The sequence below is a fragment of the Acinetobacter sp. YH12137 genome (assembly GCF_013418535.1).
Lineage (GTDB): Bacteria > Pseudomonadota > Gammaproteobacteria > Pseudomonadales > Moraxellaceae > Acinetobacter.
Genome location: NZ_VPBW01000022.1, coordinates 1 through 15,673, shown reverse-complemented (window position 1 = coordinate 15,673; position 15,673 = coordinate 1). Strand labels below are relative to the sequence as shown.

The 15,673-nt window shown below is 44.5% G+C and carries 11 protein-coding genes; 6 read left to right on the top strand and 5 right to left on the bottom strand.

What is annotated here, in order from left to right:
- Positions 1-22: 22 nt before the first annotated feature.
- The 5 genes from FTU72_RS11070 to FTU72_RS11050 form a co-directional block, all read right to left on the bottom strand.
- Complete coding sequence (locus FTU72_RS11070) at positions 23-442, bottom strand: biopolymer transporter ExbD (RefSeq protein ID WP_004783336.1); 420 nt, start codon at positions 440-442, stop codon at positions 23-25.
- Between the two features lie 20 nt (positions 443-462).
- Complete coding sequence (locus FTU72_RS11065; RefSeq protein ID WP_005234255.1) at positions 463-888, bottom strand: biopolymer transporter ExbD; 426 nt, start codon at positions 886-888, stop codon at positions 463-465.
- A 15-nt stretch (positions 889-903) separates the two neighbouring features.
- A complete protein-coding gene (locus FTU72_RS11060) occupies positions 904-1,788 on the bottom strand; it encodes a MotA/TolQ/ExbB proton channel family protein (protein WP_179992868.1) in 885 nt (294 codons plus the stop codon).
- A gap of 39 nt (positions 1,789-1,827) precedes the next feature.
- Positions 1,828-2,532: an energy transducer TonB gene (locus tag FTU72_RS11055; protein ID WP_180012860.1), complete on the bottom strand. Its 705-nt coding sequence runs from the start codon at positions 2,530-2,532 to the stop codon at positions 1,828-1,830.
- Positions 2,533-2,669: 137 nt separating this feature from the next.
- Positions 2,670-5,327 (bottom strand): TonB-dependent receptor, encoded by a 2,658-nt coding sequence (locus FTU72_RS11050; protein ID WP_180011936.1) that lies wholly within the window; start codon positions 5,325-5,327, stop codon positions 2,670-2,672.
- Between the two features lie 725 nt (positions 5,328-6,052).
- Here FTU72_RS11050 and FTU72_RS11045 point away from each other — a divergent pair.
- From FTU72_RS11045 to FTU72_RS11020, 6 genes are read left to right on the top strand one after another with little or no spacing between them, the layout of a single operon-like run.
- Positions 6,053-7,810 carry an ABC transporter substrate-binding protein gene (locus FTU72_RS11045; RefSeq protein WP_159123547.1) on the top strand — a complete coding sequence of 586 codons (1,758 nt, stop codon included), beginning with the start codon at positions 6,053-6,055 and terminating at the stop codon, positions 7,808-7,810.
- 22 nt (positions 7,811-7,832) lie between these two features.
- Positions 7,833-9,635, top strand: a complete 1,803-nt coding sequence (locus FTU72_RS11040) for an ABC transporter substrate-binding protein (RefSeq protein WP_179992870.1) — start codon at positions 7,833-7,835, stop codon at positions 9,633-9,635.
- Between the two features lie 19 nt (positions 9,636-9,654).
- A complete protein-coding gene (locus FTU72_RS11035; protein WP_180052852.1) occupies positions 9,655-11,658 on the top strand; it encodes a M3 family metallopeptidase in 2,004 nt (667 codons plus the stop codon).
- Between the two features lie 17 nt (positions 11,659-11,675).
- Positions 11,676-12,614, top strand: a complete 939-nt coding sequence (locus FTU72_RS11030) for an ABC transporter permease (RefSeq protein ID WP_004783323.1) — start codon at positions 11,676-11,678, stop codon at positions 12,612-12,614.
- A 7-nt stretch (positions 12,615-12,621) separates the two neighbouring features.
- Positions 12,622-13,770, top strand: coding sequence for an ABC transporter permease (locus tag FTU72_RS11025; protein ID WP_034170660.1), 1,149 nt, complete (start codon positions 12,622-12,624; stop codon positions 13,768-13,770).
- A 10-nt stretch (positions 13,771-13,780) separates the two neighbouring features.
- On the top strand, positions 13,781-15,508 hold the full coding sequence (locus tag FTU72_RS11020; protein WP_034701592.1) for an ABC transporter ATP-binding protein: 1,728 nt from the start codon (positions 13,781-13,783) through the stop codon (positions 15,506-15,508).
- Positions 15,509-15,673 lie beyond the last annotated feature (165 nt).

Below are 15,673 nucleotides of genomic sequence, written 5' to 3'. Positions count from 1 at the left end.
TGGGTTTTTTGATTCTATAGACTTAAGAATTGTTGTTACTGACAATTCCGATTTTTTTCACTTCCAGACGCTGAGCCGCAGCCATCACCATCGCGATATGCTTGTATTCAGTTGCACGATCAGCCTTGATTTTAATCTGATCCTGATCGGCTTTTTGCGCCACGGTCTTGAATAAGGCTTCCAGCGCTTGAGCATTGGCCACCGGCTGATCATTCCAGAAGATCTGGCCTTGAGCATCGAGACGCAAATTCACAATCTCTGGCGGTTTTTCCTCAGTCGGTGGTGGTGTACCATTCGGCAGGTTGATATTAATCGAATTATTCGGCAATGGAATAGTGATAATAAACATAATCAGCAAGACCAGCATGACATCAATCAATGGTGTCATGTTGACGTCCAGCATTACATCATCATCCTGATTTGAGCCAACATTCATTCCCATAACTGGATTCTCCCTCAATCTTAAGGTGAAGCGGGCGGGGTCGTGACAAATGCAATCTTGCCAATACCTGCTTGCTGGGTAGTACTGATGACCTGATCAATCGCTTCAAAAGCTGTTCTTTGATCACCGCGAATATGCACCTCAGGCTGAGGACGTTTCTGGGCTTCTGCCTGTAAACGGGTCAGTAAAATTGCCTTGTCCGGAATATAGGATTCATTCCAGAAAATATCGCCATTTTTATTGACTGCCAGCTGGATATTTTCCGGCTTGGTTTCATACGGGACATTACGTTCTTCAGGCAGATCGACCGGTACGGTATGAATTGCAACCGGTACTGTAATCAGAAAAATAATCAGCAGTACCAGCATCACATCAACCAGAGGCGTGGTATTAATGGTACCAATGACCTCATCATCGCTGTCGTTTGAATTGACCATCATTCCCATGGTTGACCCCCATTTTTATTTTGTGTCGCGGTGAACAGGATTGTTTGAGCTGATTTCGCCGCTCAGTAGTACAGCATGCAGGTCAGAACCGAAGGTACGAACTTCTTCCATTACAGCTTTATTACGGCGAGTTAACCAGTTGTAACCAAGTACTGCCGGAACTGCCACAGCCAGACCGATTGCAGTCATGATCAGTGCTTCACCGACCGGACCAGCAACTTTATCGATTGATGCCTGTCCTGAAATACCAATTGCAGTCAGTGCATGGTAAATACCCCAAACGGTACCAAACAGACCTACGAAAGGTGCAGTAGAACCTACAGTTGCAAGGAAGGCCAGACCACCACTCAGATGGCTTTGAATCTTGTCGACTGCGCGTGAAATAGAAATCGTAACCCAGGTATTAAAGTCGATACGCTCAAGTAAAGTACCGCCATGGTTTTTGGTTGACTTGATGCCTTTTTCAGCGATAAAACGATATACGCTGGCTTCATCCAGATTTTGCGCTGCATTGTCCAATGAAGAAGATTCCCAGAACTGATGCTCTGCTTCTTTGGCTTGTTTGCGAATCTTGCCTTGTTGCAAGCACTTGGTGATCATGATGTACCAGGTACCGATTGACATGATCACCAGAATGAACAGGGTCACTTTAGACACCATGTCACCTTCTTTCCACATGGCTTCCAGACCATAAGGGTTGCTGGCAGGTTTTTCAGCTGCAGCAGGTGCTGGCGGTGTAGGCTCAGCGACAGTCGCAGGAGTTGGGGTTGCCGTTTCAGTGACTGTCGTTGCAGGTGTAGGGGATTCTTCAGCAAATACGGTTTGCAAAGGTAGTAGAGTACTTGCCGCAATGACACTTGCAGCAGTGATATTTTTTAAAGTGTGTCGTGCGTTTTTCATAATGAATCTCCTCATTTTGTTTTTAATCTGTTGTCTGGATCAGTCCAAGATAAATTCGTAGGGAATGTCGTACCAAGATTCTTGTGGTTCACCATTTTTCATTGCAGGTTTGAAGGTACATAAGCTGAAAGCCTTGGACGCTGCACGGTCAAGAGAACGGCTGCCACTGGATTTTTTTACTTTGGCCTCTTTCACTTTGCCGTCGGTATTCACAAAGACAGAGATCAGCACATTACCTTGCTCTTCCTTCATTGATGCATCACGTGGATATTCTGGACTCTTACAGCCAGCTTCACCTTGAGATACGCCGCGTGTAACGCCAGTTGGTTGCGGTGGAGCAGCAGGCGCCGCTGCAACAACTGGAGCTGGTGCAGCCACCGGACTTGGGGATGGTGTTGCTGCAGCTACAGGCGTTGGTTCTGCAACCGGTTGAGTGACGGTTGGTGTAGGCTGTGTTTTCTGTACCGGAACCACTTTTTCTACCGGTTTAACCTCAGGAACCTGTGCCACTTTTTCTACAATTTTAGGTGGCTCAGGTGGGGTTTCCTTAGGTGGCTCTGGTTCTGGTGGTTTAATATCCTGAATAATCATCAATTCAACCGGTTCTTCTGACGGTTTGATGATGTCTTTTGCCATACCTGCCATTAGCACCAGGCCCACCAGGATATGCAAGAAAATCACGACACCAATTCCAGTCAACTTTTTGGCGGAGCTTTTTTCTATGTCTTCAAACGTTGTGCTCATCATGACTCCTGGAATTTAAGACAAACAAGAAATAACGGTTTATTTCAAAGGTGATGTAGCTGCATTATTTTTTGTTTGGCTAAAATGATATGAATACTGCAAATACAGCATGACGCTGTATTTGCAGAAAGTTTGTCTTAGAATTTGTAAGTACCACGGATGTAGTAAGTACGACCTGTAGGATCTGAGTAACGAGGGTCATAACCGTATTGGAAGTTATCCAGAACATCAGATGCAGCAGGCTCTTCATCAAAGATGTTGAGGATACCGCCAGTCAACTCCAGGTTTTTGAAGCCTTTATAAGTTGTTGCGAAGTTATAAAGTGTGTAGTCACCCACATCACGTTCGCCAGAGTAGTCTTCATAACCACGAGTGAACTGTTGTTCAAAGATCATTTTCCAGTCTTCATAAGACCAGTTCAGGTTGGCAACATGTTTCCAGCGAACTACTGCCGGGTCTTCATATTTGCCTACCAGACCAGACCATTCACCGCCTGGTTCACTTTGGTAGTCCAGATTGATCACGTAAGTACCATCAATACCGAAACCGAAACGACCAGTAGATGTTTTAGGTGTCAGGTAGTTCAGGCTCAGGTCTACACCTGAAGTTTTTAAACCGCCAGAGTTCATCAGGGTAGTACGGATGTGCTGGATACGGCCTTCGCTATCACGTATGAAACGGTCTGCATAAAGGTCTGGATTACCAAAGATTGATGATTCACCCACTGTACCTACCAGACCATCGATCTCGATATTGAAGTAGTCAGCAGTGAAGACCAGGTTTTTGATTGGTTCAAATACTAAACCAGCAGTGAATGATGTAGATTCTTCTGGTTGCAGGTCAGGTGAACCACCTTGGGTACGCTTAAACTGGGTATTACATTCAACCTGATATTTAGGTTCGACTGGCGTGCCACCTGGACATAACACAGGGTCATTGTATTTCGCACCTGTCCAGGTTTCACTGATTGGCGCGTTGATTTCGTACAAGCTTGGTGCACGGAAACCGGTGCTATAAGATGCACGGAACATGACTTCCTTCATTGGTTCCCAACGAAGACCAACTTTCGGGTTGAAGGTATCACCGAAGTCGCTGTAGTCATCATAACGGGCAGCAATTTGAGCTTCCAGGCTTGGCAAGATTGGAATCTGGAATTCAGTAAAGAATGCTGTGATGTCACGATCACCCTTACTGATTGGTTTGCTCGGATCAATACCAGAACCTGGTACTTGAGCCACGATTTCAGAGTTTACTTTCGCTTCCCAGTCCTGAGTGGTGAAGCTACCACCGAAGGCAAAGCCAACATCACCTGCAGGTAATTCAAAAATTGGACGGCTGATTGTAAAGTCTGCAGTTGTAGACTCTAAAGAGGCGATGTTAGTTTCGCCATTAATCACAAATGATTCCCAAGGGGTATCGCCTGGACGTGCTGGACCGAATGGGTTAATACGACCTTCATTCAATGCAGTTTGCAGGTTGCTACGGTGTAAGTAACCACCTGTAAATTCATCAGTTGCTTCGCTTTTCGCGTATGACACGCCTGCGTTGATATCCCAGCCTAATGCCTCACCTTCAATACCGGCAAAGAAGCGGTGTGAGTCATTGGTTGACATACTTTGACGGTTACCTGCCTGAGAACGGAGGTAAAGTTGAAGTGGGTCACCGCTTAACTCACCATCTGTAATAGCCGGAGTAATACCATTACCTGGATAATATTGGCTGCTTGAAGGTAAAGTCACGGTACGGCCATAAACGTCTGGTGCAATTGAAGTGGATACTTCAGAACGTGTAAACACGTATTCACCAACTGCATTTAATGAATCATTAAGCTTGAATGTACCTTTACCTAATGCAGACAGGGTTTCAACCTGTGGTTTGATCGCAATCAAAGCCTGCGTATTCAGATAACAGAAGCCATCATCTGGAGAAGACCATGGAACATTATTACAGTCATCTGGATATGGGTTACCTAAATAACCAGTGGTTGGATCATAGATGTTTGCCGGGAAGCCACTTGCAGAGCCAGCATCAATACCTAATTCAGGAATTACACCACCACGGCGGCTGACTTTACGCTGTTGAGCATGGATCTGGTTAGATTTACGGTAGTCCAAGACACCCATGACGTTAAAGCCATTTTCATCCAGGTCACCGAAACCACCGAAGATCGCAGCCTGTTGTTTCTCACCACCTGAATGTTCAGTTTCATGTAAGGCTCCGGTAACGCCTAAGCCATTGTATTCAGATTTGGTGATGAAGTTGATTACCCCCGCAATCGCATCTGCACCATAAACTGCAGAAGCACCATCACGTAAAATCTCAATACGGTCAATCATCGCCATAGGGATGATGTTTAAGTTGGTACTATCTGTACTGAATGCACTATAGGCAAGACGGCGGCCATTTAAAAGCACAAGCGTTTTGTCTGAGCCTAGACCACGTAAGTTGGCTGTAGAACCTGAAGTATTACTTGCACCTACGTTTTGAGCAGTAGAGAAACCAGCCTGGTTGGCGCTGACTTTTACTAAAGCTTCTTCAACAGTAGTTACACCCTGGTTCGCAAGATCTTCACCTTTGATGACGGTGATTGGTGAAGAACTTTGTGCAGCAACCCCCTTGATTGATGAACCCGTCACTGTCACTTTCTGAACTTTAGTTGGCTGTTCAGCAGATGCAGCTTCTTCGGCATGGGCCAGCGGCAGACACATCATACTTAAGCTGAGTGCGCTTAACTTGAGTAGTCTTTTGCTAACGGTTGGAGCCCCCATAGATCCTACCAATTTATTTTTTTTCATCGTAAATTTCACCCTTTTGTTATGTGAAGTAGTGCTGGGTTGATCTAAGCAAGGCGGATGCCAACTTATAAAATTTTATATTTTTATATTTTTAACTTATTGAAAAATATTGATTTAATTGAATGAGGTTTGAATTTATCGAGCGATATTGAAGAAAAATTAAGAAGTCTGTGTATCGAATCTGAAGAAAGAAGGAAGTGAGACCCCTGTCAAAGCAATAAATAAATATTTAATGAATAAGAAAGTAGTCCAAAAATGAGAGGGAAATTGAATAAAGTTTAATCATGGTGCATAATTTTTACATAAAATATACAATATTTTTTTAAAATAAATTATTTATAATACAATTACTTGTGTTTATTTGTTGTTTACCTAAAGGTATACAATAGTGCAATAAGATGAAACAGGGTTGAGTTATTTTTGTGCGAAATGAACTTTAGTGAGAATTTTAAGGATAAAAATTTAATTAATGATTCATGGAAAATATTATGTTATTCATAATGTTTTAAATAATTAATAAAAATAAACTTTTTTCAGTTAAAAACAGGAAGAAATCCCTATTTTTTGCAAGGATGGCATGAAATTCGCTTTGTTCAGTTTATTCCATCTGTCCAGCTTTGACCCATCCATTGAAGCAAATATGGGATGATGTATTTAAAACTTCCTATAGCAATAAAACTTCAAGATAAAGAATAGGTACAAATTTGAAATCAGCACTTTTTAGTATGACGATTTTGGCCTTGGCTATGAGCTCGGGGCAAACTGCCTGGGCAAAATCATCTGCACATCCGGATAAAATTTTAAACCTGGCTTTCGAAGCACCTGATGATGGTTTTGATATGGTCAAAACCTATAATTTTTATAGTGGTAGCGTAGCTGAGGCCATTTTCGAGCCTTTGTTGCGTTATGACTATCTGGCCCGGCCTGCAATTTTGGCTCCGAATACCGCCGAGTCTTTACCCGTGGTTAAACAGGATGGCAAAGTTTATACTTTTAAAATCAAGCCAGGAATTTATTTCAGTCCGGATCCGGCCTTTCAGGGCAAGAAGCGTGAACTGGTTGCTCGGGATTATATTTATTCCATGCAAAGGGTGATGGATCCGAAAAATCATTCGCCTTCTTTTTCCTTTATCGAAGGCAAAATTCTTGGCGCGGATCAAGTTATCCAACAAGCCAAAAAAACGGGCAAATTTAACTATGATGCTCCGATTGCCGGTTTAAAAGCCCTAGATAAATATACCTTACAAATTACCCTGACCCGTTCAGACCTGAACTTTCCTTACATTCTGGCCTATGTCGCTTTTGCTGGTACTGCACGTGAAGTCATCGAACATTATGGCGATCGGGTAGGTCAGCATCCAGTCGGAACAGGGGCATACCAGTTACATAAATATGTGCCGCGTAGCCGCATTGAGTTAACCGCTAATCCAAATTATCGCGGTTTTGTCTGGAACTTTAAGGGGGATGGTTCAGAGTGGGATCAACGGATTGTTAAAGCCATGCAAGGCAAGCAGATGCCGCAAATCGGCAAGGTCAAGATCAGTATCATTGAAGAAGAACAATCACGTTGGCTGGCCTTAAAATCTGGACAATTAGACTATGACAAACTGACTGCAAGCGGCGCTGAACAGGCACTGGAAAATAAGCAGCTGAAAAGTGAATACAAGAAAAAAGGCATCCTGCATTATCCGAATAAAGAACCGGAAATCACCTATACCATCATGAATATGCGTGATCCGGTGATTGGTGGAGACTCACTGGAAAAAATTGCACTACGCCGTGCCATTGCCTTGTCCTATAACCAGAAAGAAGCCATCCAGCAGCTATATAAGGGGCATGCTGTTAAAGCTGAAATGATTCTTCCTGAAGGCGTGGGCGGATATAACCCGAATTATAGAAGCAGTATTGCCTATAACCCATTACTCGCCAATAAACTGCTCGATCGTTTTGGCTACAAGAAAGGCGCCGATGGTTATCGCACCTTGCCTGATGGCAAACCATTGGTTCTGAAAATGAACTCGACTAGCTCAAGCTCTTCCGTTATTTCTGCGGAGCTATGGAAAAAGAACCTGGATGCAATCGGGGTAAAAGTTGAATTTAAAGTCAGTAATTTTGCCGACAATTTAAAAGAAGCCACCCAGTGCAAACATATGATGTGGGGTGGTGCCTGGATTGCCGATTACCCGGAAGGGGAAAACTTTGCCCAGTTGCTGTATGGCCCAAATGCCCAGCAAGGTAACCTGAGCTGCTATACCTCTAAAGCCTATGACGCGCTGTATCAAACTGCGATGAAACTGCCGCCTCAGCAACGCACTCCATATTATGAGCAGATGAACCGCCAGATGGAGGCCGATAATCCATGGATTTTGCACAATACCCGGGTACGCAACTGGCTGATTCACCCACAGGTACAGGGCTTTAAGGCACATCCGGTGACCAGGGCAGTTTGGCAATATCTGGATATTGAACCTGTTAAAAAATAACTTGAGAAGATTAAGAACCAGTATGAATGTGAATACAAATGCTTTAAAAAAGCTGGCCAGTGGGGTTTTAATGGCCAGTTTAATGATGGCCGGTGCTGCACCCACATGGGCTGCCAATCCCGCTAATCCAAATAAAGTCTTAAAAACGGTCTTTCCTGCGGCTGAAACCGGTTTCGATCCTGGTTATATCCATGACCGTTATTCGGCCAAGATTAACTCGGCAATTTTCGAAACCTTATATACCTATGATTATCTGGCCTCACCAGCGAAACTGGTGCCATTGACTGCGGTAGATATGCCTCAAGTCAGTGCAGACGGTTTGACTTATACCATTAAAGTTAAAAAGGGCATTTACTTTGCAGATGATCCGGTCTTTGGCGGTAAAAAACGTGAACTGACCGCCTATGACTATGCCTATTCTCTAAAGCGTCTCTTAGATCCAAAACTTAATTCACCAAATAGCTGGTTGCTGGATGGTCGGATCAAAGGGCTGGAAGCATGGACAGCCATGGCGAAAAAAAATGGCAAAGTCTATGAAAATCCATTTGAAGGTATTCAGACTCCAGATCGCTATACCTTGGTACTCAAGCTGAATAATCCGGATCAGAACTTTCCGATGTTGCTGGCCCACGGTCCAGCTGCCGCAGTTGCACGCGAAGTCATTGAAAAGTATAAAGACAAAGCTGGCTGGGTAATGAGTAAGCCGGTCGGTACAGGGCCTTATGTACTTAGTCGCTGGACACCGGGATCACGCATTATCTTAAAGCCAAATCCGGCTTACCGTGGTTTTGTCTGGAATTATAAAGCCAATAGTGCAGAAGACCAGGCGATTGTCAGTGCGATGCAGGGCAAAAAAATGCCTCAAATCGGCACCATTGATGTGCGTGTCATTGAAGAAGCCCAATCACGGATGTTGTCATTCAAGAAAAATGAACTGGATCTGGTGGAAATCGACGGCGATCTGGTCGTGCAGGCATTGGATGGTGACAAGTTAAAACCTGAGCTGGTCAAGCAAGGCATCAAGCTGTCACGCATGTTGGAGCCATCGATTAACTACCATTATTGGAATATGCAAGATCCGGTAGTAGGTGGCTTTACGCCAGAAAAAATTGCCTTACGTCGTGCGATGGCAATGGCTTTTTCTGTTGAAAATATGATTAGCGTACTCCTTAAAGGAGATGGTGCAAAGCTGCACATGCCTATTCCGCCAGGAGTTGCAGGCTATTCACCCGCTTATAAAACCAGTACGCCCTATTCGGTTAAGGCAGCCAACATGTTGCTGGATCGCTATAACTATAAGATCGGTGCGGATGGCTGGAGGAGAACTCCTGAAGGCAAACCTCTGGTGATTGAACTGATTACGGCCAATACCAGTCGTGGTCAGCAACAGGGCGAATTTTGGAAAAAGACCTTAGATAATATTCATATCAAACTGACCAGTAAGGCCATGCCATTTGCTGAAGGCATTAAGCTGGAAAAGCAATGTAAAACCATGTTTAAAAGCTCTGCATGGATTGCCGACTATCCGGATGCTGACAACTTCATGCAGTTGTTCTATGGCAAAAACGTCAATGTCACTAATAATGCCTGTTTCAAGCATGCGGAATATGACCGTTTATATGAACAGAGTCAGAGCATGCCACCGGGTCCTGAACGGGATCTGGTTTATCGCAAAATGACCCGTATTCTAGAGGTCAATATGCCAACCATGATGCTGTATAGCACCTACCGTAATGCATTAGCGCAACCTCATGTTATTGGACACAAGTCCCATCCGATTCTGTCTACAGAATGGATGTATATCGATATTGATACTAAAAAGTAAGAAAAAGCTGGAGATGATGATGACATTAAAACACTTGAAATTTACCACACTCTGTCTGGCGATGATCGGGGGATCTCAAACCGTCATGGCAGAGACCCAAACCCAGCTTTTGCCTTTATTCAAGGCTGCAGAAATTCCGGCATTGTGCGATGCCAATCTGGATAAAATGCAAAAAGATATCCAGAAATTTGAAAGCCAGAAAATCAAAAATAAGGCTGAAGCCCGTCCTTATCTGGCAGCTTGGGATACATTGCAGGCATCGATTGGTGATTTTGTTTCACCTATCGGTCTATATAGTAATGTTGATCCTGATCCAGCCTTGCGTCAGGCGGCAGATGACTGTGAACTGAAAATCAGTAAATACCTGACTTCCATGTATCAGAGTCCAAAACTGTATGCCCAATTCAAGAAACTGAAAGCCACAGATCCGGTCGATGAAAAATTCCTGAAAGATATTCTGAATCAGTTTGAAAAAACCGGGGTACAACTCAGCGCAGAGAAACAGAAGCGTCTGAAGGAAATTATTGAAGAAAGTACCAAACTGGGGCAGGACTATTCCAAGAATGTACGTGATAACCCTGAAAAAGTTGAATTCACTGTTGCAGAGCTGAAAGGTTTACCTGCGAGCTATATCGCCGGTTTAAAGAAAAATGAAAAGGGCAATTATCTGCTCGGCTTCGACTATCCGGAATATCAGCCATTTATGGAGCTGGCAGAGAGTGATGAAGCTCGTAAACGTTATCAGACTGCCTATACCCGCCGAGGGACTGAGAAAAACCTCGAATACATGAAAAAGGCTATTGATCTGCGTTATGAACTGGCCCAGCTATTCGATAAAGACAGCTATGCTTATGTTGCCTTAAAAGATCGTATGGCTAAAACCCCAGAAGCAGTGAATGGTTTTCTGGATGAGGTCTATGCCAAAGTTGCGCCATTAGAAAAGCAGGATGTTGAAGAATTACGTCAGTTCAAGGCAGAAACCTTAAAAATTCCTTTGGAAAAAGCAGAAATTGAGCGTTGGAGCCAAGGCTATTGGAGTGAAAAACTGCGTCAGGCCAAATATAAGGTGGATCAGGAAAAACTGCGTGATTATTTCCCGACTGAAGCGGCTCAAAAATGGTTATTTGCCATATCTTCCGATTTATATGGGATTGAATTCAAGCCGGTAAAAGTCAAAGCCTGGCACGATGAAGTTGAATACTATGCCGTGCATGACAAAGCCACCGGTGAGTTTATGGGCGGACTTTATGTCGATAAATATCCACGTGAAGGCAAATATGGCCATGCTGCAGTCTGGGGCGTTTATGGTGGCAGCCGTTTAAATCATCGCCGTCCGGTCTCTGTTTTGGTGACCAACTTCAACCGTAAAGGTCTGAACAGTAATGAGCTGGAGACTTTTGTACATGAAATGGGTCATGCGCTACACGGAATATTATCGAAGACCCGTTATACCGAGCAGTCAGGTACATCGGTAGAGCGTGACTTTGTTGAAGCACCTTCGCAAATGTATGAAGAGTGGGCGCGCCGTTTCGAGACTTTATCTAAAGTAGCAGATTACTGTGAACCTGCTTGTCCTCGTGTCGATGAAGCCATGACCGAGCGCTTAAAGAATGTGAAAAATTATGGTCGCGGCCTGCATTATGCCCGTCAGACTTTATATGCTCAGTACGACATGGCCCTGCACGGTAAAGATGCGAAAAGTATTGATCCATTAAAACTCTGGCAGGATATGGAAAGTAAAACTGCGTTGGGCTCTGTTCCAGGTCAGCAATTCCCGGGTCAGTTCGGACATTTGATGGGTGGCTATCAGGCGGGTTATTACAGCTATATGTGGTCTGAAGTGCTGGCACTCGATATGTTGTCTGCTTATGGTGACCATCTGATGGATCCAAAAGTCGGCATGCACTATCGCGAGACTGTACTAGCACAAGGCGGACAAAAGCCGGGCGATCAGATGGTTAAGGATTTTCTGGGCCGTGATCCGGACAGCAAAGCTTTCTTTAATGAAATTTCAGGACATTAAGTCAAGGAAGGAAAGCGATGCTGGCATATATTATTCGAAGGATTTGGCAAATGATCCCCACCATGCTGGGGGTGATTCTGCTGATATTCCTGTTATTTAACTGGGTCGGGGGAGATCCGGCCTATATCCTGGCCGGTAAAATGGCCAATGCTGAGCAGATTGAAAATATCCGCCAACAGCTCGGGGTCGATCAGCCTTATTACGTACAACTGTGGATTTTTATCCAGCAGATTTTGACCTTTGATTATGGCGTGAGCTGGAGTACCGGTGAGTCGGTATCACAGATTATTACCACGCGTTTGGGGCCATCACTGACCATTCTGATTCCACTGACTATCCTGCAAACGATTGTTTCAATCATTTTGGCGCTCGGGGTCGCTTCAGTGCGCGGTTCGCTGACTGACCGCATGATCATGATGCTGTGTACCATCGGTATGTCGATCAGTATTCTGGTCTATATCATCGTATTCCAGTACGTCTTGGCTTATGAACTGAGCTGGTTCCCGGTACAGGGCTGGAGCGATAACTTTACTGAAAACTTATTCAAATATGCACTATTGCCAGTATTAATCATGCTGGTGGTGAGTATTGCACCGACTTTACGTCTCTACCGTAGTTTTGTCTTGGATGAAGTCAATCAGGACTATGTCCGTACCGCACGCGCCAAAGGTCTGGGCGAAAGCCGCATTCTGGGCGTGCATGTATTGCGTAATGCATCAATTCCAATCATTACCGATGTCATGGCGGGACTTCCGGCTTTACTGATCGGTGCTTTCCTGATTGAACGTTTCTTTGGTATTCCAGGCATTGGCCGTGAAGTGATTATCGCAGTTGAGCGTTCTGACTTTCCCGTAATTAAAGCGATTACAGTCTATGTTGCGGCTGCGACCATGTTATTTAACCTGATTGCTGATCTGATCTATAAATGGGTCGATCCACGTGTACAGTTGAAGTAGGTGAATTATGCTGAGTGCGATATTTAAAAAAGAGCAACATGCTTCAGCAGTGCCTGAGTCTGCTTCAACCGGATTATGGCAGCTGGCGTTGCGTCGTCTGAAACGTGATCGTATTGCGATGTTCTCCCTATTTGTGGTGCTGTTTTATCTGCTGATGTTGCTGCTTTCCATGACAGGTGTGATTGCCAAGGACTGGAATAAAGAAGTAGCGGTGAGTTATGCACCCCCAAGCTTTATCTATACACCGTCTATGCCTGGAGCGGCAGGTGAAGATCAAAGTACTGAATCTGCCGTAGTACCAGTTAATCCAGTTGATCCTTTAAAAGATGTGATTGCAGAACTGGAAGCAGAAATTGCTGCTGAACAGGGCGCAGGTGTGATTGATTATTATGGTGTAGTCGATCCACTGGCTGAAGATATGAAAGCCATTGATCAGGAATTAGGGGGTCAGTTACTGGATCAGAGTAGTGAGCTTAAACAGAGCCTGTTCTTTGGCGCAGATAAATGGGGTCAGGATGTACTACTGAAAACCATTAAAGGTGCAGAAACTTCGATTTTAGTTGGCCTGATTGCTGCGCTGGTTGCGGTGGTGATTGGTACAGTACTTGGTGCGATTGCTGGCTATTTCGGTGGTTGGGTCGATGATGTGCTGAACTGGTTCTACAATATCTTTACTTCTATTCCTTATCTGTTGCTGGTGTTAGCGATTGCAGCAGTACTGCAACAAAAAGGGATCTTATCGATTATCCTGATTTTGGGTCTGACCGGCTGGACCGGGGTATTCCGCCTGGTTCGTGCGGAATATATGAAGCATACTGCACGTGAATATGTACTGGCAGCGAAAGCCATTGGGGTAAGCAATATGCGCCGTATCTTCGTGCATATTTTTCCGAATGTCAGTCATATCGCTTTGGTTCAAATGTCCATTCTTGCAGTGGCCTTTATCAAGTCCGAAGTGATTCTGAGCTTCTTAGGCTTTGGCGTACCGATTGGTGTGGTGTCATGGGGTAGTATGCTGAATGAAGCGCAAAGCGAGCTGATTTTAGGCAAATGGTGGCAGTTGACTGCGGCATCGGTGGCGATGGCGGTACTGGTGACAGCTTTCTCAATGTTTACTGATGCATTACGTGATGCATTAGATCCAAAACTGAAATAGGAGCGCAGCGATGTCTGAAATGAATCCAAGCACAGCACCCGCGTTACTTCGCGTAGATAACTTACGTGTCAGTTTTAAAGGTGAAAATAAACAATATGTGGAAACGGTCAAAGGGATTTCATTTGAAATTCCGGCCAATACCACAGTGGCGTTAGTCGGTGAATCCGGAAGTGGTAAATCTGTGACTTCATTAGCAGTGATGGGACTATTAGCACCTGAGAACTCGAAGGTCGCTGAAGACAGTCAGATCCTGTTTGAAGGTCGGGACTTATTGAAACTTAAGTCGAGTGAAATGCGTCAGATCTGTGGCAAAGAAATTGCCATGATCTTCCAGGAACCGATGTCCTCATTAAATCCGGTGTTTACCGTAGGCATGCAGATCTCGGAAATTCTACGCCTGCATTTGGGCATGAATAAAAAGCAGGCCCGTCAAAGAACACTGGAACTTTTGCAGGAAGTCGGTATTCCTTCACCGGAAACCAAGATTGATGCTTATCCAAGCCAGTTGTCTGGTGGACAGCAGCAACGGGTGATGATTGCCATGGCTATTGCCTGTGAACCGAAACTCTTGATTGCTGATGAACCAACGACGGCATTAGATGTGACTATCCAGAAACAGATTCTGGACCTGCTTGAATCCTTGCGTCAGCGCCGTCAAATGTCGATGTTATTCATCAGTCATGACCTGGCGGTCGTTGGTGAAATTGCGGATCAGGTCATTGTAATGCGTTATGGCGAGATTCGTGAGCAAGGTTCGGTGACAGAAGTCCTGAACAATCCTCAGGATATTTATACCCAAGCCTTGTTGCATTGCCGTCCACAGCTGTCGCACCGTCCTTTGCGTTTGCCGGTGATTAGCGACTTTATGAAACAGGATAGTCTGGCGCATGACCTGCATGCGAACGCTCCGCTACAACAGGAACGTTCCCGTGGTTTAAAAGGTAATGAAGAGATCATTCTCGATGTACGTGATCTGAAAAAATCCTTCTATAGCCGTAAAGGCCTATTTGGAAAAGATGAATTTCAGGCTGTGAAAGGCGTGTCTTTTCAGCTGGCTAAAGGCAAAACCTTAGGGCTGGTTGGGGAGTCAGGTTCTGGTAAAACCACGATTGGTTTGCTCCTGATGCGACTGCAACAAGCTACAGGCGGCAAGGCGTTGTTTCAGGGTAAAGATATCTTGTCGATGACTGAAAAAGAGTTTACGGCCTATCAGCGTAAAATCCAGATCATTTTCCAGAACCCTTATGCTTCTTTGAATCCGCGTTTTACCGTGGGACAAATCCTGATGGAGCCGATGCAGATTCATCATATTGGCAAGGATGATGCAGAACGTAAACAGATGGCACTTGATTTATTAGAAAGGGTCAGCTTACCGGCTCAGGCCTTCTATCGCTATCCACATGAGTTTTCAGGTGGCCAGCGTCAGCGGATTGCAATTGCACGCTGTCTGACCTTAAAGCCTGAGATTTTGATCTGTGATGAATCAGTGTCCGCACTGGATGTATCCGTACAGGCGCAGGTACTGAACTTATTGCAGGATTTACAGGATGAATTTGGTCTGAGTTACATCTTTATTTCGCATGATTTGTCAGTGGTGAAATATATTTCTGATCAGATCATGGTGCTAAATCATGGTGATCTGGTGGAAATTGCCAACTCAGATGACCTGTATCAGTCTCCGCAACACGACTATACCAAGCGTCTGCTAAGTGCGATTCCCCAGGGTATTCCGCAGTAACTTGCTAAAGCACGAAATAAAAAAATGTCCACATTGCTGTAATGCCAGTCAGTTAAGCAGACATTAGAAAAATGTAGTAAAAATGAGTGTATGCCAATACGCTCATTTTTTTATGACTTTATCTGAAAATTTAGATTGTACTCTTCAACATTCTCTACCTTCACT